Raw genomic sequence first — 24,163 nt, 5'->3', positions numbered from 1 at the left:
CGAATTTGGTCTACTCTTCGATGCCCAGGGCTTTCTTTACTGGCTTAAAGCTCTTGCGATGTTCGTTGATCACACCGTGCTGTTCGATGGCTTCAAAGTGCGCTTTGGTTGGGTAACCTTTGTGCTTCGCAAAGCCAAATTGCGGGTATTGTTTATCCAGCTCTTCCATTTCTTGGTCACGTACGACTTTAGCAATGATGGATGCTGCACTGATTTCTGCCACGCGTAAGTCGCCTTTCACCACTGCTTGAGCGTCCATTGGCAGCGCAGGACAGCGGTTTCCATCGATAAGCGCCAAATCTGGCTGAACTTTCAAACCGGCAATCGCACGCTGCATCGCCACCATGGTCGCTTGTAGGATGTTCAGTTCATCAATCTCTTCAGGTGAACAACGGCCAACAGACCAGGCTAATGCCTTCTCTTTGATTTCTGGAAGCAAAGCCAAGCGCTTTTTCTCACTGAGTTTTTTTGAATCGTTCAATCCTTCAATTGGATTATTCGGGTCCAAAATGACCGCAGCGGTAACCACATCACCAACCAGAGGGCCACGCCCTACTTCATCCACACCAGCAACCAATTGGTAACCTTGTGGGTATTCAAACGGTGGGAGCTCAACTTTCGCTTTTGTGGTTTTTGCCTTCACAGCCATGGTAAATCTCTATTTCTCTATCAGTGTTAATACCGCATTTGCGGCTTGTTGATCCGCATTTTTTTGGATCCAGTGGTGCATTTCGGTGAACTTATCCAACATTCTTTGGTTATCGCTCTCTAGTAAACGAGACACTTCGTTGAATAAGTTTTCTGGTGTGCAGTCTTCTTGCAAATACTCTTTTACCAGTTCGCTATCAGACAAGATGTTAGGTAACGATACGTATTTTGTTTTTAGCAGACGTTTGGCGAGGAAAGCAGTAACAGCATTCACACGGTAGCCAACCACCATCGGACGCTTCAGCAACATACATTCTAGCGCAACCGTGCCTGACGCCAACATGACGACATCAGAAGCCGTAATCACGTTACGGGCCGTATCATCCACCAGTCTGAAATCTAGCTCTGGTGCGAGAACTTTCCAGGCTTGCTCAAACTGCTCACGACGTTTTGGGTTAACAAGCGCAACCACAAACCCCAGTTCGGGAAATGTCTGATGCAGTCGTCGACAAGTTTCGATAAATGGCTCAGACAACATTTTCAGTTCACTACCACGACTGCCAGGTAACACGGCCAGCCATTTTTTATCTTGCTCTAAGCCCAATAATTCACGAGCGGGCGCTTTTTCTGACTGCAATGGAATCGCATCTGCCAACGTGTGGCCAATAAACTCACAAGGCACATTGAATTTGTCGTAAAACGCTTTTTCAAATGGTAGAAAAGCCAATACTAAGTTGGTCGCTGCTTCAATCTTAAAGATACGCTTTTGACGCCAAGCCCAAACGGAAGGGCTAACGTAATGCACGGTTTTGATACCCGCTTTCTTCAAATCTAGCTCAACACGTAAATTAAAATCCGGCGCATCAATACCAACAAAAACATCTGGCGGATTTTGAGTGAAGTACTTAACCAACTCAGCTTTAACCTTTAGCAATCTTGGCAAACGGCCTAAGACCTCAACCAACCCCATGACGGCGAGCTCTTCCATATCAAAAAGAGATTCACAGCCTTGGGCGATCATTTTCGGTCCGCCAATACCAACAAATTCCGCATTTGGGTACTGCTCTTTCACCGCTTTGATAAAACCTTCACCAAGCGTATCGCCTGATAGTTCTCCGGCAATGATGCCAATACGTAATGGTTTTTCCATGTTCATTCCGATTGTGTCCTATGCACTATGGATAAGGGAGCACCTTATCCATAAAACACAAAAAGATCGCAGCCTAATCTAGGCGCGATCTTTTATAAATAACTCATTCACTCGTCAATTAACGAATGATGCCACGTTCCGTCGCTTCCAGAATATCACTGAAACGTTTCACAGCTGGCCACTCTTGCGCCATTTCAGCCAAGATAGGTTTCACTTCTTCTAGAGTCTTACCTGAACGGTAGATTTCTTTGTACGCTTTTTGTAATGCGCGAATTTCTGGTTTTTCAAAACCATTGCGCTTTAAGCCAACCAAGTTCAAACCAAATGGTGTCGCGTGGTTACCTTGTGCAAGTACATAAGCAGGAACGTCCTGAACAACCGCAGAACAACCGCCAACATAGGCGTAAGCACCAACGGTACAGAATGGGTGAATCGCAGAAAGCGCCATCACGCCTGCATGATCTTCGACCGTTACGTGGCCACCAAGAATCGAATTGTTGCCAATATGAGTGTGGTTTCCAACGATAACATCGTGTGCGATGTGTGCGTTTACACACAGAAGGTTGTCGTCGCCAATCACTGTGGTTGCTTTGTCTTGAACCGTCCCACGGTGAACCTGAACCGCTTCGCGAATCACGTTACGATCACCGATAACCACCGTTGTCTCTTCGCCACCATACTTTTTATCTTGGTTTTCTTCACCAATCACAGCGTGTGGAAAAATGCGGTTGTCTTTACCAATTTTGGTATGACCTTTGATCACGACATGCGACATCACTTCCGTGCCTTCACCGATCTCTACCGTTGAGGTGATATAAGTGAATGGACCAACGGTCACGTTAGCGCCAATTTTTGCGCCTTCTTCTACCACCGCCGCTGGGTGGATTTTAGCGGTTTCATGAATCATATTAAAACTCTCGACGAGCACATTTTAGCTCAGCTGAACATACTACTTCACCGTCAACTTTCGCTACACCTTTGAATGCAGCAATGCCGCGACGTTCTTTCAAAAATTCCACTTCAATAATCATTTGGTCACCTGGTACTACAGGTTTACGGAACTTAGCTCCATCAACGCTTGCGAAGTAGTACAGTTCGTTTTCTGTTGGCGCACCAAACGATTTAAAAGCAAGTAGGCCTGTAGCCTGTGCCATCGCTTCCAGGATCAAAACGCCTGGAAATACTGGCAATTGTGGAAAGTGACCTGTGAACTGAGGTTCGTTAACCGACACATTTTTGATAGCGTGAAGATACTTCTCTTCTTGGAAATCAATCACTCGGTCGATCAATAAGAATGGGTAGCGATGAGGAAGTAGCTCTTGAATTTCAGAGATGTTCATCGTTTTCTTTTCAGTAGTCAAAGTCGTATTCCTATATCAATTCTCAACAACCAAGTTGGCAAGGCAGCGGCAAAAGGCCGCATTTTAAATAATGCCCGCGAAGTGTATACCAGCTCGGTGATAAATCTACTTATAGCGCGTTATTATATAAGAAAAAGACTCGCATTTCGCGAGTCTTTGTTCAGAATATGGAACTAAGATTCTTCTTTCGGTTCCAGCCGTTTTTCAACCGCTTTCAGGCGTTTGTTCATCTCATCGATGCGATGAACTCGAGTTGCGGTTTTACGCCACTCTCGATTCGTCTGCAGGGGAATTCCCGATGAATATAAACCTTTCTCTTCGATACTGCGCATGACCATGCTCATACCGGTGATAGCAACACCATCTGCGATAGTGATGTGCCCATTAAGAACCGACGCGCCGCCAATCTGGCAGTATTTACCAATTGTCGTACTGCCAGCAACAATAGTACCACCTGGCATCACCGTACCATATCCGATCTGCACGTTATGAGCGATTTGAAGCTGGTTATCAAGAATCACGTTGTCTTCGATGATGGTATCGTCTAACGCACCACGGTCGATGGTGGTACATGCACCAATCTCAACACGGTTCCCAATGCGCACGGAGCCAAGTTGAGGGATCTTAATCCACTCGCCTTTTTCATTTGCGTAGCCGAAACCGTCAGAGCCAATGACTGTACCCGATTGAATCAGACAGTCATCGCCCAGTGATACTTCATGATAGATCGTAACATTAGCCCAAAGCTTGGTGTTATTACCTAACTTTGCATTTTTACCAATAAAGCAACCTGCGCCAACGATCACGTTGTCACCAAGCTCTACACCCGTCTCAATCACTGCATTTGCACCGACTGCTACGTTTGCCCCCATCTTAACGTCAGCTGCGATAACCGCACTTGGTGCAACATTTTCAGCTGGTTTTGGGGTCGTATCTAGCGCTTGAACCACACGAGCAAACGCAACGTAAGGATCTGCCACCACGAGCGCATGACCAGTGCATTGGTCTTTATGCTCGGGCTTAACCATAACTACAGTCGCTTGACACTCAGAAAGGTGCTTTGCGTATTTTGGGTTAGACAAGAAGGTCACATCACCCTCTTGTGCTTTATCCATTGGAGCTACGCGGCTAACAACGAGTGACTCGTCACCAAATAGCTCACCCCCGGTAATTGTTGCCAACTCGGCTAATGTCAATGTCTTCATAACTTCTTATTTTAGAGCTTTAATTACGTCTTCAGAGATGTTGTACTCTGGCTTACCGTATTGAAGTGAAGAGATGTCGATAACTAGGTCGTAACCTTTTTTATCTGCCACTTTTTTCACTGCATCTTGAATCGTTTTGAATAGCTTCGCTTTTTCTTCCGCTTCGCGGCGAGCACTTGCTTTCTCTAGTGCTTGTGCTTTCACTTTGTATTCACTGTCTAGCTTGCCGATGTCAATACGTAGTTTCTCCACTTCGTCTTGACCTAGTAGCTCGCCATCACGCTGTAGCTTCTCGATTTTCGTTTTCGCTTGAGCTTGAATCGATTTCAGCTCATCTGCTTTGCTTTTGAAGTCTTTCTGCATTTTCTGTAGAACGACTTCACGCTGAGGAAGCGCTTGGAATACCTGAGCTGTGTTAACGTACGCGATTTTTTGAGCCGCTTCTGCCGCATTGGCGAACATTGAAGAACTCAGTACAACAAGGCCAATCCCAGCCGCTTTGATCATTTTATTCAAAATATTTTCCTCTTTAGAAGGTTCTACCGATAGTGAATGTGAAGAACTCTTCATCATCGCCATCAAATTTCTTAATTGGTTTCGCTAGTGAGAATACTAGTGGCCCCATTGGAGACATCCATTGCAACGCAGCACCATACGATGAACGGTAGTTCGTTGGATCTGAGTAATCGTAGTAGTACTTATCGCCATATTCAGCGCCTGAGCTACGGTAGTCAAACTCGGTATCCCAAATACTTGCCATGTCGAAGAAGATACTGGTACGAATTTGGTTACGGACTTCATCCGACGCAAATGGAGTCGGTACAATCAGCTCAAGACTTGCCAGTGCAACTGCGTTACCACCAACCGAATCATTCGTTGCGGTATCTGCACCATTGTTTGAGCCTGAGTAATCACGGTAAACCGCTTTTGGACCCACAGAGTTCGAGCCAAATCCACGTAGTGTTGTAAAACCACCCGCGTAGTAGTTTTCGTAGAATGGGAACAAGTTATCGTTACCATCCGTTTGACCGTAACCATTACCATAGCCTAGGCGACCACGGAATAGGAGCGTGAATTCATGCTTCTTCGTTAGTGGAATATATTGACGAACATCGTACTGCATTTTGAAGTACTGTACGTCTGAGCCAGGTACGGTCATCTTGTAGAACGCGCGTTGGTGGTTACCTGCTGTTGGGAAGTAACCGCGGTTTAGATTATTGCGCGTCCAAGACATGTTGAAATCAAAGTCATTAGTATTCAACGCTCCGCTAGAATCAATATTGTCTGCTTGCGCTTGTAGGAACTGTTCTACCTGTAGGTAAGGTGACAAGTTACCAATTCGGTTGTGGGTAAATCCAACGCCGAACTCAAAACGGTTGAGTTCGTCGAATGGGAAGCCCCATGTCAGGCTCGCACCATAGCTTTCATTGGTATAGTCAACGATACCCGCTTCAGAGGCTTCAAACTCATCGTAAAATATTCTACCGCCTAAGCTAACTCCATCAAGGTTCCAGTAAGGGTCACGGTAATCCAAACTTACGTTTTTCTGGTAGTCATTCATCATCGCGTTAATACCTACGCGATTACCACTACCTAGGAAGTTATCCTGTTGTAAACCAACTTGGAAGCTAATACCTGATTCTGTTCCGTAGCCAACACCAAAGTTAACGCTACCGGAGTTGGCCTCCTTCACAGTGTAGACAAGGTCAACTTGATCGTCACTACCCGGTACACGTACAGTTTGGACTTCAACATTCTCAAAATAGCCAAGACGGTTTAAGCGCGTTTTACCCGTTTCGATGGATTTCGAGTTCAACCAACTGCCTTCCATCTGACGCATTTCACGGCGCAAGACTTCATCTTTAGTCGAGTTGTTACCCGTAAAGCGGATATCACGGACATAGATACGGCTGCCAGGGTCTACGCTAACAACAAGAGAAACTTGTTTATTCTCGTCGTCAAACTCAGGTATGGTATTTACTTGTGGATAAGCGTAACCCGATTCACCAAGCACACGCTTGATGCCTTCTTCCATCGACGTCACGCGAGAGCCGTTATAGGTCTCATTGTCTTCAAATGGAATGAGTTTTTCGAATGTTGCTTCTTCACCAATCAAGTTACCGCGGAATTTCACATCCTTAACGGTATACACATCCCCCTCTTCCAAGCCAAGCGTAATGTATACGCCTTTTTTGTCAGGAGAAATCGCCACTTGTGTCGAATCAACGTTAAATTTAAGATAACCACGGTCAAGGTAGTAAGACTTCAGTGCTTCAATATCACCCGCAAGAACTTGCTTTTGGTATTTTTCGTCCGCTAGGAAGTTCCACCATGGAACATCGACGTTTAGGTTGAAGCGAGAAAGAAGGTCTTCGTCAGAAAAGACTTCATTACCGATAAAGTTGATCTGCTGAATCTTTGCCGATACCCCTTCGGTGAAGACAAACTTTAGATCAGAACGGTTACGAGGCAATGGAGTAACAACGGCTTTTACTGTCGCGTTGTATTTACCAACACTGTAGTAAAAATCTTCCAAGCCTTTTTCAATATTACTTAGTGTAGTGCGGTCAAGCGCTTCACCTTCGCGAACACCAGAAGCATTCAGGTTTTCTTGTAGCTGTTCATCCTTGATTGCTTTGTTACCCGAGAACGAGATGCCAGCAATAGTTGGACGTTCTTTAACTTGAACAACCAGAACACCGCCGTCACGCAGTACTTTTACGTCTTCGAAGTTACCTGATGCGTATAATGCACGAATGATCTCTGCAACATCACCTTGATCAACCGTATCACCAACGCGTACGGGCATTTTCAGCAGCGCCGCACCTAGTGCAACACGCTGCAATCCATCGATTTCAATATCTTGAACTACAAAGTTCTCTGCTCCATTTGCAGATACACTGGTCGCCAGTAAACTTGCAAATAGAATTCGCTTAATCGCCATACTTGTTCTAATTATTCCTTGCTACTGCTTTGTCTCTGAACCATCACAGACGAGTAAAATCATTAAATAGCGCTAACGCCATGAGCGAGAAGATAATCGCCCCTCCAATTCGATAGCCCATTTCCTGTACTTTTTCCGGTACTGGACGTCGGATGATCGCTTCGATTGCGAAAAACAGCAGATGCCCACCATCCAACATTGGTAAAGGAACGAGGTTAATAATACCTAGGTTAACACTAATTAACGCCAGAAAACCTAAAAAGTAGACCAGGCCGTAGTCCGCTGTCGCCCCTGCACCTTTTGCAATTGAAATTGGTCCACTCAGATTGTTTAGACCAACATCTCCGACAATCAGCTTCTTAAGCATACTGATGGTCAACCCAATTACTTGCCCCGTTTTATCAATCGCCTTGCCTACAGAATCGAATACACCAAACTGTAATTCGAAGCGATAACTTTCTGGCCATTCTGCGACTTCAGGTGCAATACCTGCAAAGCCGACCACTTGTTTGTTAGCTAGCTCACGGCTACTCGGAGTCAATGTTAATGATTGCTCATCACCTTGACGCAACACCGTCATTTCAATTGGCGTTTCTGGGTTAGAACGAATGGCTTCAACCACTTCATTCCAATTAGATATATTTTTACCGCCCATGGCGACAATTTTATCACCCGCACGTAAACCCGCTTTTTCACCAGCAGAGCCTTCACCAACTTGCGCTAACTCCGTATAAATTTCTGGAGTAAATGGCGTAAAGCCTAATGAATGCATCGCAGATTGGGTTTCTGGATCAAAATGCCAATTACGGATATCAAGCGTTTTTGTCACTTCAGAGCCGACTTCATTCGCTGAAGTAAGCGTCACTGTCATTGAATCGTCGCCAATATGAGAGATTAATCCCATGTTGACTGACTCCCAATCCGGAGTTTTGATACCTGAGATAGACTTTAGTTCCATCCCTGATTCAATTCCTGCTTGAGCAATGATTGAATTGGGCGTCACTTCACCAATTACCGGTTTGACTGCTGGTACACCAATAAGGAAAACCAGCCAGTAGGCAAAGATAGCAAATAGAAAGTTAAAGATAGGGCCAGCGGCAACAATGGAAGTGCGTTTCCATAGCGGCTTTTGATCAAATGCCACGTGCTTTTCATTTTCAGGCACCTCGTCGACTCGGCTATCCACCATCTTGACGTAGCCACCTAGAGGGATCATCGAAATGCTGTATTCGGTGCCGTCCTTACCTACCTTGCTCCAGATAGACTGACCAAAGCCGATCGAAAACTTTTCAACTTTGACGCCACAACGGCGAGCAACCCAAAAGTGGCCAAATTCGTGCACGGCCACCAAGATGCCCAATGCTACGATAAAAGAAACCAGATTCCACAAGATACCAGTCATTAGCTACGCTCGCGTAAAAATTCTAAGGCGATAGTTCGTGCTATTCTATCTAGCTCTAGCAGGCTTTCCAAGCTATTCACCGTTTCCGCGCGATGGCTTGCTGCGATTTTATTCACAACGAAGTCATTAATACGAGCAATATCAGTGAATCCTACTCGGTTATTCAAAAAGGCATCTACCGCGATTTCATTTGCAGCGTTGAGTGCTGTCGTTAAATGCTGTCCTTCATAACACGCATCAATTGCCAGCTTCAAACATGGATAGCGAGCGAAATCCGGTTGCAAAAACGTTAGCTCACCTACTTGGGTAAAGTCGAGTGGCTTAACACCAGCATCGACACGTGAAGGGTAAGACATCGTAAGAGCAATCGGTGTTGCCATGTCAGGCTCACCCATCTGTGCCAATACTGAACCATCACGGTATTGCACCATCGAATGGATAACAGATTGTGGGTGAATGATCACCTTTAGTTGCTCGCGAGCCGCATTGAATAGCCATTTAGCTTCAATGTACTCAAGGCCTTTATTCATCATGGTCGCGGAATCAACCGAAATTTTCGGCCCCATTGACCAATTTGGATGGGCGATCGCTTGTGCTGGTGTCACTGTGTCTAATTCTGCGATGTCGGCATAACGGAACGGACCGCCCGAACCAGTAAGCAGAATAGAAGAAACACCATGCTCTTCAAGGTTGCAACGACCTAAGTTGGTCTGAACTTGCTGTGGAAGACACTGGAAGATAGCGTTGTGCTCACTGTCGACAGGAAGCAATTCTGCGCCATGTTCTGCAACGGCATCGATAAACAGTTGCCCTGACATCACCAATGCTTCTTTATTTGCTAGCAGAACTCGTTTACCTGCCTTAACTGCGGCCATGGTTGGCAACAAGCCCGCGGCCCCTACAATCGCCGCCATCACGCTGTCTACTTCTTCTAAAGAAGCAATATGGCAAAGTGCATCAACGCCACCCAACACTTCAGTGTTAGGTGAGATTGAAACTAGCTCAGATTGCACAGCTAAAGCCGCGACCTTATCTGCCATAACGGCATATTTAGGTTGCCATTTATGGCAAAGTGCGACCATCTTTTCAACGTTCGTGCTTGCCGCCAAGGCGACCACAGAAAACAGCTCAGGGTTTTGTTCAACCACTTTTAATGTGCTTGCACCAATTGAGCCTGTTGCACCAAGAATCGTTAACTTTTGCATGATGTAAGACCGTTTGAAAGTCTCAGGAGCGACAACAATGGCGCTCCCGATAAATTAGAATACGTAGTAAAGAAGGGCAAATACTGGAAATGCGGCGGTAAGACTATCGATACGATCAAGAATGCCACCATGCCCTGGAATGATGTTACTGCTGTCTTTGATACCAGAGACACGCTTGAACATGCTTTCTACTAAGTCACCAAGTACAGAAATCACCACGGTAACGAGTGTGATGAGCACCATATGAATTGGGCTAGTAAACTGAATCTCAAACCAACCAGTAAACAACCAACCAACAATCAGTGCCGCGATGATGCCACCAATTAGGCCTTCTATGGTCTTATTTGGGCTAACATTCGGTGCCATTTTTCGTTTGCCCATACTTTTTCCAGCAAAGTAAGCGCCGCTATCTGCTGCCCATACTAAGAAGCACACAAAGAGCACAAGTTTTGCACCGTGATAAGGATCGACTGAAATATCCGATGCCCTAAGAATGATCACACTCCAAAGGAAAGGAATTAACGTCAGAAAACCAAACACATGACGAAGCAATTTGCTGTTTTGCCAAAATTTCGTCGTTTTAGGGTAAGTAATCGCCATTGCGCTAGCGACAATCCACCAAAGGAAACCAAGTACTAAAATGGTGTAGTGCGGAGTCGCAAGGAAGTTAAGACTGGTCGCATCTGGCGAAATAAATAGAAAGCTAAGTCCTGTAGCCATAACTGCTGGAATAAATGCAGCCATACGTGATGTGCTTTCCGTGAATTTCGTCCACTCCCAAAAACCTAACAGGGTTATCGCCGTCAATGCGAGGATAAAGCCCATCAGCGGTAATTTAAAAATACCTAAAATAACCAGGGGAGCTAAAATTAGTGCTGTTATTATTCTCTGTTTCAAACTAACTAGTCCTTATTGAGCAGCCATTAATGCCTTAATTTGCTCGCCAGTGCAGCCAAAACGGCGCTCTCGGTTAATAAACCAAGTCACGGCGTTAACCAAACTGTCTTCATCAAAATCAGGCCAGTACTCTTCAGTAAAGTACATTTCAGCATAAGCCATTTGCCACAGCATAAAGTTACTGATCCGGCATTCACCACTGGTACGAATCAAAAGATCGACCTCAGGTAAATCAGCCATGGTCAGATGCTGGGTAATTAGCTGCTCATTGATATCCTCTATACGGATCTCACCGTTACGCGCTTTCAGTGCCAACGATTTTGCCGCCTCTGTGATGTCCCATTTGCCGCCATAGTTAGCCGCAATGTTGATCACCATTCCTGTATTGTTCGCTGTTAATGTTTCTGCTTCTGCAATTTTACCTTGTAAGCGCTCACTAAAACGACTGGTATCACCAATAACACGTAGGCGTAAGTTATTTTTGTGTAGCTTTTTCACTTCGCTCGATAGAACAGAAATGAACAGCTCCATTAAAAGGCCGACTTCTTCTTCTGGACGACGCCAATTTTCGCTACTGAAAGCAAACAAAGTCACGGCTTGAATACCAAGTTTAGAAGCCGCAGCAACGGTCTTACGAACGGCATTCACACCTTTTTTATGGCCGAATACGCGAGGTTTTCCTTTGGACTTAGCCCAGCGACCATTACCGTCCATAATGATGGCGATATGTTTAGGAAGGGAGTCAGAGAAGGCTTGAGAATTTTGCATAGGGTGTTAAGTGAGTTCCATCAGTTGGATAGACTAACATAAAAAAACGCTGAGCTGTGAGCACAGCGTTTTCCAACAGTGATGTGGATGGGATAATTAAACTTCCATCAACTCTTTTTCTTTCGCAGCAAGAACGTCATCGACTTTCTTCACTGCAACGTCTGTTAGTTTTTGAATTTCTTCTTGTGCTTTACGATCTTCATCTTCAGAAATTTCTTTATCTTTGAGAAGACCTTTAAGATCACTGTTTGCGTCACGACGGATGTTACGTACCGCAACACGAGCACCTTCTGCTTCACCACGAACGATTTTAACAAGGTCTTTACGACGCTCTTCAGTTAGCGGAGGTAGTGGAACGCGGATGATCGTGCCAGCAGACATTGGGTTTAGACCAAGGTCAGACATCATGATCGCTTTTTCTACTTTTTGAGTTAACTCTTTGTCGAAAACTGTGATTGCTAGAGTACGTGCATCTTCGGCAACAACGTTTGCTACCTGGTTAAGAGGTGTTGCTGCTCCGTAGTATTCTACTGAGATACCAGACAGTAAGCTTGGGTGCGCACGACCTGTACGAACTTTAGAAAGGTTGTTTTTCAGCGCTTCTACGCTTTTATCCATGCGCTCTTGAGCGTCTTTTTTAATTTCGTTAATCACAATTTCACCTTAAAAAATGTCATCTTTCCTGAAGAAAGCTTAAAAGGATTGAGTAAAGCGAAACGCCATTCAAAAAGCATTGAATGGCGTCTTGGAATTAAGCGTTATCGCTGATTAGCGTGCCTTCCGTTTCGCCCATCACCACGCGGCGTAGTGCGCCTGGCTTGTTCATGTTAAATACGCGAATTGGCATTTTGTGGTCACGCGCCAATGTAAACGCTGCCAAATCCATCACTTTCAGCTCTTTATCCAGAACTTCTGCGTAAGTTAGCTTATCATACAGCTCTGCGTCTGGGTTTGCTACTGGGTCAGCCGTAAATACACCATCAACTTTCGTTGCTTTCAGAACTAAATCAGCTTCAATTTCGATACCGCGTAGACATGCAGCAGAATCCGTTGTAAAGAATGGGTTGCCAGTACCTGCAGAGAAGATCACCACGCGACCTTGGCGCAGTTCACGGATCGCATCTGCCCAATTATAGTCGTCACATACGCCGTTAAGAGGAATTGCAGACATTACACGTGCGTTTACGTATGCACGGTGAAGCGCGTCACGCATTGCTAGGCCATTCATTACCGTTGCAAGCATCCCCATGTGATCGCCCACTACTCGGTTCATGCCCGCTTCCGCTAGGCCAGCTCCGCGGAACAAGTTACCACCACCGATAACGACACCCACTTGAACACCCAGTTCAACCAGCTCTTTTACTTCTTGCGCCATACGTTCAAGAACAGCAGGGTCAATACCAAAACCTTCTTCGCCTTGAAGAGCTTCACCACTTAGTTTTAATAGAATACGTTGATACGCTGGTTTAGGGTTCGTAGTCATGGAGTTTACCTTCCAAAAGAGAGTTGTTGATTAACAGTCATGGATAAAGGCTTTACGTAAAACCTACATCAATCACGGCAAATCGTTCTCTGCTCATAAAAAGACCGCAGCCTAGGCCACGGTCTAATATTTACACAGTTCGCTAAGGATTAACCTTTTTGCGCTAGTGCTACTTCTTCAGCGAAGCTTAGGCCTTCTGCTTTCTCGATACCTTCACCAACTTCTAGGCGAACGAATGTTGAAACTGAAGCACCTTTTTCTTTCAGCATTTCGCCTACAGATTTCTTAGGTTCCATGATGAAAGCTTGACCAGTTAGAGAAACTTCGCCAGTGAATTTCTTCATGCGGCCTTCAACCATTTTCTCTGCGATCTCTTTTGGCTTGCCTTCGTTCATAGCGATTTCTACTTGAACTTCACGCTCTTTCGCCACTACGTCTGCAGGTACGTCTTCTGGGTTTACGTACTCAGGACGAGATGCAGCAACGTGCATTGCTACGTGCTTAAGCGTTTCAGCGTCGCCTTCACCAGCAACAACTACACCGATTTTCTCGCCGTGACGGTAAGAAGCGATAGATGCACCTTCAACGTACTGTACGCGACGGATAGTGATGTTCTCACCGATCTTAGCTACTAGAGTAACGCGAGCTTCTTCGAATTGAGCTTGTAGTTCTTCAACAGAAGCTTTAGAAGCTAGAGCTGCAGCTGCAACTTCTTCTGCGAATGCAGTGAAGTTACCGTCTTTAGCAACGAAGTCAGTTTGGCAGTTAACTTCAAGAAGAACAGCAACACCGTTTTCTTCTTTGATGATGATTGCGCCTTCAGCAGCAACGTTACCAGCTTTCTTAGCTGCTTTCGCTGCGCCTGATTTACGCATGTTTTCAATTGCTAGTTCGATGTCAGCGTTTGCTTCTACAAGCGCTTTTTTACATTCCATCATGCCAGCGCCAGTGCGCTCGCGAAGTTCTTTAACTAGAGCAGCAGTTACAGTTGCCATTCTCTATTCCTCGTTTGATTCGAAATAAGGTAAAAAACAGGGGCCTACATTATCGGCCCCTGATGCTAACTATAACTCAATCTATACGACAAAAAGGTTGCGCATAGACTAAGTGTGACACAGAGCCGTTATTATTCAGCTTCTACGAAACCGTCTTTTTCAGCAACTGCTGCAACGTCTTTGTTGCGACCTTCAGTCACTGCAGAAGCTGCAGCGTTTAGGTATAGTTGTACTGCGCGGATCGCGTCGTCGTTACCTGGGATGATGTAGTCAACGCCGTCTGGGTTAGAGTTAGTATCTACCACAGCGTATACTGGAATACCTAGGTTGTTAGCTTCTTTAATTGCAATGTGCTCGTGATCAGCGTCGATTACGAATAGAGCGTCTGGTAGGCCGCCCATATCTTTGATACCACCAAGAGATTTCTCTAGCTTCTCCATTTCACGAGTACGCATTAGAGCTTCTTTCTTAGTTAGTTTGTCGAAAGTACCGTCTTGAGACTGTGCTTCGAATTCTTTTAGACGCTTGATAGATTGACGAACTGTTTTGTAGTTCGTTAGCATGCCGCCCAACCAACGGTTGTTTACGTAGTATTGGTTGCTTGCGATAGCAGCTTCTTTAACAGCTTCAGATGCAGCACGCTTAGTACCTACGAATAGAACTTTACCTTTCTTCTCGCCAACTTTAGCTAGTTCAGCTAGAGCTTCGTTGAACATTGGTACAGTTTTTTCTAGGTTGATGATGTGAACGCGGTTACGAGCACCAAAGATGAATGGCTTCATTTTTGGGTTCCAGTAACGAGTTTGGTGACCGAAGTGAACACCAGCTTTCAGCATATCGCGCATTGATACAGTTGCCATTTTAAAATCCTCTATGGGGTTAGGCCTCCACATCCCCCATAATTCCGACCAAGCTTCTGCTCAGCACCCCGGAATACGTGACGGAATGTGTGTGATTTAAAGATATAAAGTTTTTGGAAGAAGCTTGCTTCGCCACTCGTCTTACGAAAAGTGAAGAGAACAGTCCCCGATTCCGGCGCGCTTTATACCATATTTTAGCCCATCATGGCTAGAAAAAATTGTTTCTAACCCGTGATACTTCTAATAGGCGATTTGGGAATTCGCGGAATTATTCAAGCTATTCAAGTAAGAATGACTCATATTCTTAACTGGCTTGGGTTCATAGCAAGTTGTCTGATAGAATGTGTCCATTCGCACGTTTACGTGCTTACGAATAAGTAGAGAAAACTAATGTCAATCAAGATTAAAACTGCTGAAGAAATCGAACGCATGCGCATTGCGGGCAAGCTAGCCGCAGAAGTTCTGGAAATGATCGAGCCACATATTAAGGCTGGTACTACAACGGAAGAACTAAACCAAATCTGTCACGATTACGCACTTGAAAGAGGCGCCTACTCTGCACCACTTGATTACCATGGTTTCCCTAAATCAATTTGTACGTCTATCAACCACATTGTTTGTCACGGCATCCCATCGACTGAAGACGAGAAAGGTGCAAACGGCCAAATCAAACCAGCCGTATTAAAAGATGGCGACATCATCAACGTAGATATAACCGTGATCATCCCGAACGATGAAAACGCAGACTTAAGTGTACGCCCACAGGGCTACCATGGTGATACGTCTAAGATGTTCCTCGTCGGTGACGTAACACCTGCAAACAAACGCCTATGTATGGTCGCTCAAGAAGCGCTTTACATCGGTATGCGTCAAGTTAAGCCTGGAGCAACGGTTGGTGATATCGGTACTGCTATCGAGAAATACATCAAAGACAACAATAAGAATAACCCACGCAACAAGTTCTCTATTGTTAAAGATTTCTGCGGTCATGGCATCGGTGATGAGTTCCATGAAGAACCACAAGTAGTACACTATAAGAACAAAGATCGCCGCGTGCTAAGAGAAGGCATGTGTTTCACCATTGAACCAATGATCAATGCAGGTAAGTACGGTTGTACCGTTGACGCACAAGATGACTGGACAGTGTACACGGGTGACGGCAAAAATTCAGCGCAATGGGAACACACGATTGTCGTAACCAATGATGGCTGTGAAGTGTTAACACTTCGTAACGACGATACGATTCCTCGTCTAATGAAAAATGCGTAACACCAAATAACTTTCCATATCCCTGCTCTTGCGGGGATATTTTTTATCAGCATCAAATTTGATACATTGCTTTGATTAGATAGGTGCACGGATAGCAAATATGACCCTTCAGTCTCCTCTTACGTTTACCGACGAACAAATCAAGATCAGTGAACTAAAACAAGAACTCGAGAAGTTCAGCGCATACCAAAAACAAGAGTTTTTTAGTCACCACCCAGTGACCAATCTCGTTTTGTCACGCGCTGAATACATGGATTTATTCCTTAACCGCCTCTGGCAACACTTTGGCTTCAATGATATCCACAATATCTCTTTGATCGCCGTAGGCGGTTACGGCCGTGGTGAACTCCACCCACTTTCAGATATTGATATTCTCATTCTGTCAAACCATCGCCTACCCACCGCACTCGAAGCAAAAATCAGTGAGTTTATTACCTTACTTTGGGATTTAAAGCTCGAAGTTGGACATGCGGTACGTAGTGTCGAAGAGTGTGCGGAAATCGGCCGCAGTGATTTAACGGTCGCAACAAACCTTCAAGAAGCTCGTCTGCTATGCGGTAGTGAAAATACTTTCCAAGCGCTGAAGAAGGTGGTGCTGTCAGACTCTTTCTGGCCGAGCGAAACCTTCTACCGCGCGAAAATCCAAGAGCAGCGCGAACGCCATACCCGCTACCACGATACCACCTACAACTTAGAACCAGATATCAAATCCACGCCAGGCGGATTGCGCGATATTCATACCCTTAGCTGGGTTGCACGCCGACATTTTGGTGCAACTTCCCTACTCGAAATGAGCCGCTATGGGTTCTTAACGGATGCAGAGTACCGTGAGCTTGTCGAGTGCCAAGATTTTTTATGGCGTGTGCGTTTCGCTCTGCATATTGAACTACGCCGTTACGACAACCGACTCACCTTCGCTCATCAAGCTCAGGTTGCCGAGCACCTTGGCTATGTCGGGGAAGGTAATCGCGGCGTAGAAATGATGATGAAGGAGTTCTACCGTACCCTTCGCCGCGTCGCTGAGTTGAACAAAATGCTATTAAAATTGTTTGACCAAGCGATCATTAACGGTGGTGCATCAGAAGATGCAGAGATCATAGATGACGATTTCCAACGCCGTGGGGCATTAATTGAGGCGCGAAAACCCGCATTATTCCAAGCTCGCCCAGAAACAATCTTAGATATGTTCTTACATATTGCCAATGATTCCAGTATTGAAGGAGTCAGCCCTCCAACATTGCGCCAACTGCGTACTGCGCGTCGTCGATTGAATAAATTCCTGCATACTATTCCTCAGGCGCGAGAAAAATTCATGGCGCTGTGTCGCCACCCAAATGCACTACACAAAGCATTCAGTTTAATGCACAAACTCGGCGTTTTAGCGGCGTACCTTCCACAATGGAGTCGCATTGTTGGGCAAATGCAGTTTGACTTGTTCCATGTGTACACAGTAGATGAACACAGTATCCGCTTGCTCAAACACATCAACACGTTTAGCTACGCAGAAAACCACAGTAAGCACCCTATTTGTTGTGAAGTCTACCCTCGGATTCAAAAAAAAGAATTGCTGATCCTCGCAGCAATTTTCCATGACATCGGAAAGGGACGTGGCGGTGATCACTCCGTCATTGGAGAGGGTGAAGCCTACGACTTCTGTATCGAACACGGCTTATCCAACCCAGAGGCTAAATTAGTCAGTTGGCTGGTCAGGCATCACCTACTGATGTCCGTCACCGCCCAACGCCGTGACATCTATGATCCTGATGTTATTACCGAGTTTGCTAAGCAAGTTCGCGATGAAGAACGTCTTGAGTACTTAGTATGCCTGACCGTTGCCGATATTTGTGCAACCAATCCAGAGCTGTGGAATAGCTGGAAACGTACATTGCTTGCCGAGCTTTTCTACTCCACTCAACGAGCGCTGCGCCGTGGTTTAGAGAATCCGGTTGATGTACGTGAACGAATTCGTCATAACCAGCAAATGGCGTCAGCATTGTTACGTAAAGAAGGCTTTTCGGCCCGTGAAATCGAAGTGCTGTGGCAACGCTTTAAAGCCGATTACTTCTTACGTCACACCCATAAACAAATCGCTTGGCACTGTGAAAATTTACTACGCATGGAAGACCCAACTAAGCCGTTGGTGCTTATCAGTAAAAAAGCCACCCGTGGCGGTACCGAAGTGTTCGTTTATAGTCCAGATCAACCCGCGTTATTTGCTACCGTTGTTGCGGAGCTTGACCGTCGTAACTTCAACGTACACGACGCTCAAATCATGACCAGTAAAGATGGCTTCGTGCTCGATACCTTTATGGTGCTTGACCAACATGGTAAAGCCATTGAAGAAGGTCGCCACGCAGCGGTGACCAAACACATTACTCACGTGCTCGAAGACGGCCGCCCGACGAAGATTAAAACACGTCGTACACCGAATAAGCTTCAACACTTTAACGTGAAAACCAAAGTCGACTTCTTACCAACTAAGAGCAAGAAACGCACGTTGATGGAGTTTGTCGCTTTAGATACACCAGGGCTTCTGGCTAAAGTTGGTCGAACCTTTGCTGACTTAGGCATTAACCTACACGCAGCAAAAATCACCACCATTGGTGAACGCGCGGAAGACTTGTTCATTCTCACCAGTGAAACTGGTGGCAGGCTAAGTGAAGAGCAACAAGAAGAGTTGCGCGAAAAACTCATTGAGAAGTTGTCTGACAACGCATCAAGTTAAGCAAGGCTAATAATCCATGTGGGTAAGAACGATAGCGATCTTGCCCACAAGTTGAGCAATTTACTAAATATCAACTACCTAGCTCACGTATAGGCTGCTACAGTGAGTCAAGTACACTGATATTTCATTCAATACACAGAGGTAGCCTATGTATCCACACCTCACTGGATTGGGCATTCACGACCCAAAACAGATTGAACGTTACTCCCTGCGCCAAGAAGCACACAAAGACGTCCTCAAAATCTACTTCCACAAACAGAAAGGCGAGTTCTTTGCAAAAAGCGTTAAGTTCAAGTATCCACGCCAAATAAAAAGTGTTCTGGTCGATAGCGGTAGCCACAAATACAAAGAAGTCACCGAAATCAATCGCAATCTTACGTTAGTAATCGATGAGTTAAACAAAATAACCAAGCCAGCAAAAATTGCTGATGTGGATGTAAAAGAAAAAATTCTTTCTGACCTTCGCCATCTTGAAAAAGTGGTTTCCAGCAAGATCGCCGAGATCGAAGCGGATTTAGAGAAGCTTAAGTAACCCTATGAATTGATAAGAATTTAAAAGGACTGGCGCATGCCAACCCTTTTAAATTCAGCGAGTGCTCTGGCACTCACAGAGGTCATTCTTTATTAAACGAGCGATTCATTCCACTCAAATCGAGTAAACAACTGCAGCCAAGTCTCATCGATACTTGCCTTCATCACAACATGATCGCCGGTAAACGGATGTACAAAACTCAGCTCTGATGCATGCAGTAACAAACGGTGCGAGTCAAATTCTGTGCGATACAACTTGTTATGCTTGCCGTCACCATGGGTGGTATCACCCACAATCGGATGACGCAGGTGCGCCATATGACGACGCAATTGGTGCTTACGCCCTGTCTTCGGCTTCATTTCCATCAAACAGTAACGCGTCGTAGGGAACTTACCGGTCGAGTACGGCACTTCTACTTTAGCTAAAGGCTTGTATGCGGTAACGGCCTCTTGTGCATTCTTTTCTTGAGACGCAAACTTATCAGCAATCTTATCCAGCTCGACTTTGAGTGCATAATCCAAAATACCCTCTTCTTCAATCCAGCCACGCACGATCGCATGATAGGTTTTCTCCATCTTATGCTCAGCAAACATCGGCATTACTTGTGATGCGATTTCACTCGACAAAGCAAACACTAATACGCCTGATGTCGGACGATCCAAACGGTGTAACGGGAATACATGCTGACCAATTTGGTCTCGTAGGGTTTGCATGACGAACTGAGTTTCGTGTCTATCTAACCAACTACGATGCACTAACATACCCGCAGGTTTGTTCACTGCGACAAAGTATTCGTCCTGATAAACGATCTCCAGTTCCACTGGAGCAACAACTTGTGATGTTTCTTGTTCTGACATTGAGATTACTTACATAGTAGGTCGATAGTTCGGATGGTAACCAATAGCTCTGCATACTGCGGCTCATGTTTCCACGCTTCGGCAAAGTACGGCTCAATAGAAAAGCCTCTAGGCAATGGTTGGTTACTTTCCACTAAAGCGCGCATTCGAGCAATAAAAACCCACTGCAGCCATTCATGTGGATGTAGTGTATCAATCGCAAATGGTTCCACACTTTGCAAAGCTTGCGGCGATGGCATGGTTTGCTGCCACAGTTCATGCTGTTGGAGTTGCGCTTCAAGTTGGTGAAGTAAGTCGACCAATTGTGTGTTTGTTACCATTAATTCCATCTCGAACCTTGAATTAGCCAAGAATGATACCATTTCTTGTGAAAAGAACGTTAGGATGTCGTGTTTAATGGAAAATATTCAAACCCTCACTCAGCTACTTCGCAACAGCAATTGTGAATATCAAATTTTCGACCTTGGCCGTCGTATTAAAACTATCGATCCACAAATGTTTGCTGATGTAGAGAAAGGTCAATGCCCTTACCCATTTCCAATGCAGCGCAAAGCGCATTTAGCGATCGCTTACTGGAATGAACAAAAGCAACCTTGGATTTGGTTCCTTAAGTTTGAATTAGACGAAAGAGGCTTGTTAAAGCAAGCAGATATCGGCAACTTCATTAAATACGTTGTGGAAGCAATGGGCACTCGTCTAAGTGAAGAAATGTCTGAAGAGCAGCAACAAAAGCTTGCCAATAACCCATACACTTTCAAACCTGCTGAAGAGAAGATGGCCGTATTCCATAGCCAAGTGCGTGCAAACTTGGATTTACCCACCAGCCAATACTACGAACATACTCAGCACTACTTCACTGGGGGATTAGGTTGGGAAAACTGGCAAACCGTCGGCCTGCAAGGCATTACCGATATGGCAGCTCGCCTAGGTAAAGAACAAAATGCCGTGATCTTTCGTAAAGCCCTTAACCATCTCCCAAACGAACCACTCTACGCCCTACTTGGGGCACTAGAGCATGTCGATCTTCAACAACGCTTAGCCGAGCGTATCGCTGTAAAAGCGCAACAAGAGGTGGAAAGCAATGAGCCAGACCTATTCTTGCTATCAGCATTGATTCGAGCACTATCTGGTGCTCAAGCTGAAGTATCTCTACCAGTGCTACAAGCAATTTTGCAAAGTCCACGTTTGAGCCATCAAGAGGTACTGATTGGTATTGCTGGCCGTACTTGGCACCTATTGGCTGACGCAAATACCGCAGAACTATTTTTACTGCGCCTCGCACAAACCGGTAACCAAGCACTATTTAATCAATTGTTTGCCGATTTGGTTATGCTACCGGAGCTAAGAATGGTGCTGCTGCCCCTACTACACTCGAGCCCATCGGAAGAGCTCGCAATGGCGCTGATTAAATTACAGCAAGCTACCAAAGGATAAGAAAGGGTTAAGGATGATTGATGACCTAATCGCAATTTTGGCACTGTGCTTTTTTTGCTTTCTATTTTGGCAACAACGACGCCAATCGGAATTGGCGAAAGTCGCTATTGCACGTAAATGCGAGCAACTGGACCTGCAATTAGTCAGCATCGCTTTTGGTGCCCATAAACTGAAAACGCCAGAGGGAGTCTGGCGTTGGCATACCGTGTATGAGTTTGAGTTTTCATCTCTTGGTGATGATTGCTACCAAGGACAACTGACGATGATAGGATTTAGGCCGCTGAACTTTCACCTACCGCCACATCGCTTGTAAATTCCATCTCAAAGTAAGGGCCGTATAGGTCCTTGCTTTCTCTTTTCTTTATAAATCCAAGTTTTTCCAGTACAGCCATGGGTGCTTCATGGTGGCTATTCACACCTGCTTTTACTTTGTGCAGCCCTAGTTCACGACATGCCTTCGGCAAAAACGCCTTTAGCGCTTCTGTCGCTAACCCTTTACCCCAATAAGCTTTATCAAAGATAAACCCTAGCTCAGGTTCGTCATCAAGATGAGAAATGAACACGTGTCCCATGTAGTCACGGTTGGTACTTTCTAACACAGCCATGCTATAGACATTCTCATCATCCAGTATCTTTTCAAACAATTGCTTTGCCGAAGATACCGTATACGGCCCGTTCATTTCTGCGCGATTTTGAGCACAGCAATTCAACATCACGAACTCTAGTTGCAACGACTCATTGTAGGGTAGAAGAAGCATTCTTCTGGTTACTATGGTCACATCTATTCCTTGATTACAACAAACTTAATTTATCTACAGAAAAAACCATATAGGCTAAGAATCTGCAGTACATAACGCCTTTAATTTGAGAAGCCGAAAGTTAAACCAACTGGGTGGAAAGAATATTGATCTGGGTTGTTTTTTATTCGGTGACGCGCGGATTTTATAAATTCTGTGATGTTGACACTTTCAATTACCTAACGTTGTAAAAGTGCAAAAATAAGAAAGGCCCCGACACAAAGGTATCGGGGCCATGGTCTTACTCGCAGCAGTCCGGCTACTATTCGTGCTCCATGCATCATCCATAATAGTGGCTGATTCCGTTCGCCTAATCCTTACGTCGCCGTCCTAGCGGTGTCCTTATCATCCTGATAACTAACATTCCTCGTTAGCGCACATCACTTGTTCCTTGAGCGGTGTCCCTTGCATCGTCCTGATGCTGTCCTTACCTCAATCCTATGAGGGGTCCATTGCCTATCCTTAGTCATCAACATCCTATTGATGATTGTGTCCTTACAATGTCCTTCGCTCCATGCTTGATCACACATCCTGAATGACCAAATCGTCGTCCTGACGATAACCAAATCCCTGGTGCTTTCCTGTTCCATGTCTGCTTCCTGCTGACAAGGTTTAATTTACGCTTTTCCCGTAAAATCGCAATCCACCTAAAAAATCTTTTGCTGAAAAAATCTCGTTAATGATATGTTAACTTGTTATCATTCAAATACTTAAAATTATATCTGTCTAGTTTAATGATGACGAAATCGTTTTTTCTCACACGCCGTGTGAGAGATCTCGCACAAGGTACTACCGAAATTGCCATTCGCCAAATTCAGCAGCTCAAAGTATGATGATAAAAGTCATTTTAGTAGGGACAAAATATGTTAACTCAAGACGTCACTAAAGAGCTGGAAGCCGTGATGGACCAACTGCAACAACAAGGCAAACAACCAACTGTTGCACTAGTCAAAACTCGTATGAAAACGCCTGTACCGATGCCTGCGCTGATCGCAGCCATCAAGAGTTGGAAGAGCGCAAGTCGAATTCCTAAGGTGGAAGTAGCAGTACAAACACCGAGTGAAGACGATCGCATCACTGCCCTAGAAAATACCGTGGCGAAGTTGGTCGTGCGTATTAAAGAATTAGAAGCCAAATTATGCGAGAAAACATCATGAGACTATGGGTAGATGCGGATGCATGTCCGAAAGTGATTCGTGAAACCATCGTTCGCGCGGCAGAACGCACCGGCGTTGACTGTACATTTATCGCCAACCATATCGTGCCAGTACCAAAGCGTGCCAATATTCATTCGCTTCAAGTGCCTGCTGGATTTGATATTGCAGACAACGAAATCGTTCGACGCGTGGAGGCCAATGACTTAGTGATTACCTCTGATATCCCACTTGCAGATGAAGTGATCAGCAAAGGCGCGTTAGCACTGAGTTCTCGCGGAGAGCTCTACACCAAAGACACCATTAAAGCACGTCTCAATATCCGTGATTTTATGGATACCATGCGTTCAAGCGGCATCCAAACTGGTGGTCCGGCGGCACTGTCACAAACTGAACGTCGTGAGTTCGCTAATCACCTCGATAGAATCCTTGCAAAACGCTAAGCGAAGGCAACAAAAAAGCCTGCGACATCGCAGG

General features: G+C 45.2%; 25 protein-coding genes. 7 read left to right on the top strand and 18 right to left on the bottom strand.

The annotated features are described in order from the left end of the window. Positions 1 to 10: 10 nt before the first annotated feature. The 15 genes from rnhB to rpsB all read right to left on the bottom strand — a co-directional run bounded on the left by rnhB (position 11) and on the right by rpsB (position 14,918). A complete protein-coding gene (gene rnhB, locus AK965_RS11350) occupies positions 11 to 649 on the bottom strand; it encodes a ribonuclease HII (protein ID WP_099079718.1) in 639 nt (212 codons plus the stop codon). A 9-nt stretch (positions 650 to 658) separates the two neighbouring features. Beyond that, on the bottom strand, positions 659 to 1,798 hold the full coding sequence (gene lpxB / locus AK965_RS11345) for a lipid-A-disaccharide synthase (RefSeq protein ID WP_099079717.1): 1,140 nt from the start codon (positions 1,796 to 1,798) through the stop codon (positions 659 to 661). Positions 1,799 to 1,916: 118 nt separating this feature from the next. Next, positions 1,917 to 2,705, bottom strand: a complete 789-nt coding sequence (gene lpxA / locus AK965_RS11340) for an acyl-ACP--UDP-N-acetylglucosamine O-acyltransferase (RefSeq protein WP_099079716.1) — start codon at positions 2,703 to 2,705, stop codon at positions 1,917 to 1,919. Between the two features lies 1 nt (position 2,706). Next, positions 2,707 to 3,159, bottom strand: a complete 453-nt coding sequence (gene fabZ / locus AK965_RS11335; protein WP_009707417.1) for a 3-hydroxyacyl-ACP dehydratase FabZ — start codon at positions 3,157 to 3,159, stop codon at positions 2,707 to 2,709. 173 nt (positions 3,160 to 3,332) lie between these two features. Further along, positions 3,333 to 4,364, bottom strand: a complete 1,032-nt coding sequence (lpxD, locus tag AK965_RS11330) for a UDP-3-O-(3-hydroxymyristoyl)glucosamine N-acyltransferase (protein ID WP_099079715.1) — start codon at positions 4,362 to 4,364, stop codon at positions 3,333 to 3,335. Between the two features lie 6 nt (positions 4,365 to 4,370). Beyond that, positions 4,371 to 4,880 (bottom strand): OmpH family outer membrane protein, encoded by a 510-nt coding sequence (locus tag AK965_RS11325; RefSeq protein WP_172438131.1) that lies wholly within the window; start codon positions 4,878 to 4,880, stop codon positions 4,371 to 4,373. Between the two features lie 13 nt (positions 4,881 to 4,893). Then, complete coding sequence (gene bamA / locus AK965_RS11320; RefSeq protein ID WP_099079714.1) at positions 4,894 to 7,308, bottom strand: outer membrane protein assembly factor BamA; 2,415 nt, start codon at positions 7,306 to 7,308, stop codon at positions 4,894 to 4,896. Positions 7,309 to 7,351: 43 nt separating this feature from the next. Next, on the bottom strand, positions 7,352 to 8,710 hold the full coding sequence (gene rseP / locus AK965_RS11315; RefSeq protein ID WP_099079713.1) for a sigma E protease regulator RseP: 1,359 nt from the start codon (positions 8,708 to 8,710) through the stop codon (positions 7,352 to 7,354). After that, positions 8,710 to 9,915: a 1-deoxy-D-xylulose-5-phosphate reductoisomerase gene (ispC, locus tag AK965_RS11310; protein ID WP_099079712.1), complete on the bottom strand. Its 1,206-nt coding sequence runs from the start codon at positions 9,913 to 9,915 to the stop codon at positions 8,710 to 8,712. Before ispC ends, rseP begins: the two co-directional genes overlap by 1 nt. Before the next feature lie 54 nt (positions 9,916 to 9,969). Next, positions 9,970 to 10,812, bottom strand: coding sequence for a phosphatidate cytidylyltransferase (locus AK965_RS11305; RefSeq protein ID WP_099079711.1), 843 nt, complete (start codon positions 10,810 to 10,812; stop codon positions 9,970 to 9,972). 12 nt (positions 10,813 to 10,824) lie between these two features. Further along, positions 10,825 to 11,580 carry an isoprenyl transferase gene (locus tag AK965_RS11300; protein WP_099079710.1) on the bottom strand — a complete coding sequence of 252 codons (756 nt, stop codon included), beginning with the start codon at positions 11,578 to 11,580 and terminating at the stop codon, positions 10,825 to 10,827. A 96-nt stretch (positions 11,581 to 11,676) separates the two neighbouring features. Further along, complete coding sequence (gene frr / locus AK965_RS11295) at positions 11,677 to 12,234, bottom strand: ribosome recycling factor (protein ID WP_099079709.1); 558 nt, start codon at positions 12,232 to 12,234, stop codon at positions 11,677 to 11,679. Between the two features lie 97 nt (positions 12,235 to 12,331). Continuing rightward, a complete protein-coding gene (pyrH, locus tag AK965_RS11290; protein ID WP_099079708.1) occupies positions 12,332 to 13,063 on the bottom strand; it encodes a UMP kinase in 732 nt (243 codons plus the stop codon). Positions 13,064 to 13,212: 149 nt separating this feature from the next. Then, complete coding sequence (tsf, locus tag AK965_RS11285; RefSeq protein WP_099079707.1) at positions 13,213 to 14,058, bottom strand: translation elongation factor Ts; 846 nt, start codon at positions 14,056 to 14,058, stop codon at positions 13,213 to 13,215. A 131-nt stretch (positions 14,059 to 14,189) separates the two neighbouring features. After that, on the bottom strand, positions 14,190 to 14,918 hold the full coding sequence (gene rpsB / locus AK965_RS11280; RefSeq protein ID WP_099079706.1) for a 30S ribosomal protein S2: 729 nt from the start codon (positions 14,916 to 14,918) through the stop codon (positions 14,190 to 14,192). A gap of 390 nt (positions 14,919 to 15,308) precedes the next feature. On the opposite strand from rpsB, the gene map reads away from it, so the two are divergent. The 3 genes from map (at position 15,309) to AK965_RS11265 (ending at position 19,444) form a co-directional block, all read left to right on the top strand. Continuing rightward, a complete protein-coding gene (gene map / locus AK965_RS11275; RefSeq protein ID WP_099079705.1) occupies positions 15,309 to 16,187 on the top strand; it encodes a type I methionyl aminopeptidase in 879 nt (292 codons plus the stop codon). Positions 16,188 to 16,287: 100 nt separating this feature from the next. Continuing rightward, the gene (glnD, locus tag AK965_RS11270; RefSeq protein WP_099079704.1) at positions 16,288 to 18,912 is read left to right on the top strand and encodes a bifunctional uridylyltransferase/uridylyl-removing protein GlnD; all 2,625 of its coding nucleotides are present in this window, start codon (positions 16,288 to 16,290) and stop codon (positions 18,910 to 18,912) included. A 148-nt stretch (positions 18,913 to 19,060) separates the two neighbouring features. Then, a complete protein-coding gene (locus tag AK965_RS11265) occupies positions 19,061 to 19,444 on the top strand; it encodes a DUF3461 family protein (RefSeq protein ID WP_099079703.1) in 384 nt (127 codons plus the stop codon). 92 nt (positions 19,445 to 19,536) lie between these two features. Here AK965_RS11265 and truC read toward each other — a convergent pair whose 3' ends face one another. Together truC and AK965_RS11255 are read right to left on the bottom strand one after the other, a co-directional pair. Beyond that, positions 19,537 to 20,301, bottom strand: coding sequence for a tRNA pseudouridine(65) synthase TruC (gene truC, locus AK965_RS11260; RefSeq protein WP_099079702.1), 765 nt, complete (start codon positions 20,299 to 20,301; stop codon positions 19,537 to 19,539). Between the two features lie 5 nt (positions 20,302 to 20,306). Continuing rightward, a complete protein-coding gene (locus tag AK965_RS11255; protein WP_099079701.1) occupies positions 20,307 to 20,621 on the bottom strand; it encodes a YqcC family protein in 315 nt (104 codons plus the stop codon). Between the two features lie 76 nt (positions 20,622 to 20,697). Here AK965_RS11255 and AK965_RS11250 point away from each other — a divergent pair, with 76 nt between their 5' ends. Both AK965_RS11250 and AK965_RS11245 read left to right on the top strand, forming a co-directional pair. Next, positions 20,698 to 21,735 (top strand): DUF3549 family protein, encoded by a 1,038-nt coding sequence (locus AK965_RS11250; RefSeq protein WP_099079700.1) that lies wholly within the window; start codon positions 20,698 to 20,700, stop codon positions 21,733 to 21,735. Positions 21,736 to 21,748: 13 nt separating this feature from the next. After that, on the top strand, positions 21,749 to 22,048 hold the full coding sequence (locus tag AK965_RS11245) for a DUF3301 domain-containing protein (RefSeq protein WP_099079699.1): 300 nt from the start codon (positions 21,749 to 21,751) through the stop codon (positions 22,046 to 22,048). On the opposite strand, the gene AK965_RS11240 is transcribed toward AK965_RS11245, so the two are convergent. Then, entirely contained in the window at positions 22,008 to 22,493 is a 486-nt protein-coding gene (locus AK965_RS11240; RefSeq protein ID WP_172438134.1) for a GNAT family N-acetyltransferase, read from the bottom strand. The genes AK965_RS11245 and AK965_RS11240 overlap by 41 nt on opposite strands. A 902-nt stretch (positions 22,494 to 23,395) precedes the next feature. On the opposite strand from AK965_RS11240, the gene AK965_RS11230 reads away from it, so the two are divergent. Further along, positions 23,396 to 23,689 carry a hypothetical protein gene (locus AK965_RS11230; RefSeq protein WP_099079696.1) on the top strand — a complete coding sequence of 98 codons (294 nt, stop codon included), beginning with the start codon at positions 23,396 to 23,398 and terminating at the stop codon, positions 23,687 to 23,689. Beyond that, entirely contained in the window at positions 23,686 to 24,129 is a 444-nt protein-coding gene (locus AK965_RS11225; RefSeq protein WP_099079807.1) for a YaiI/YqxD family protein, read from the top strand. Before AK965_RS11230 ends, AK965_RS11225 begins: the two co-directional genes overlap by 4 nt. Positions 24,130 to 24,163 lie beyond the last annotated feature (34 nt).

The sequence above is a fragment of the Vibrio sp. PID17_43 genome (assembly GCF_002608565.1).
In the GTDB taxonomy this organism is placed as follows: Bacteria; Pseudomonadota; Gammaproteobacteria; order Enterobacterales; family Vibrionaceae; genus Vibrio.
This window is presented reverse-complemented; position numbering and strand designations above follow the sequence as displayed.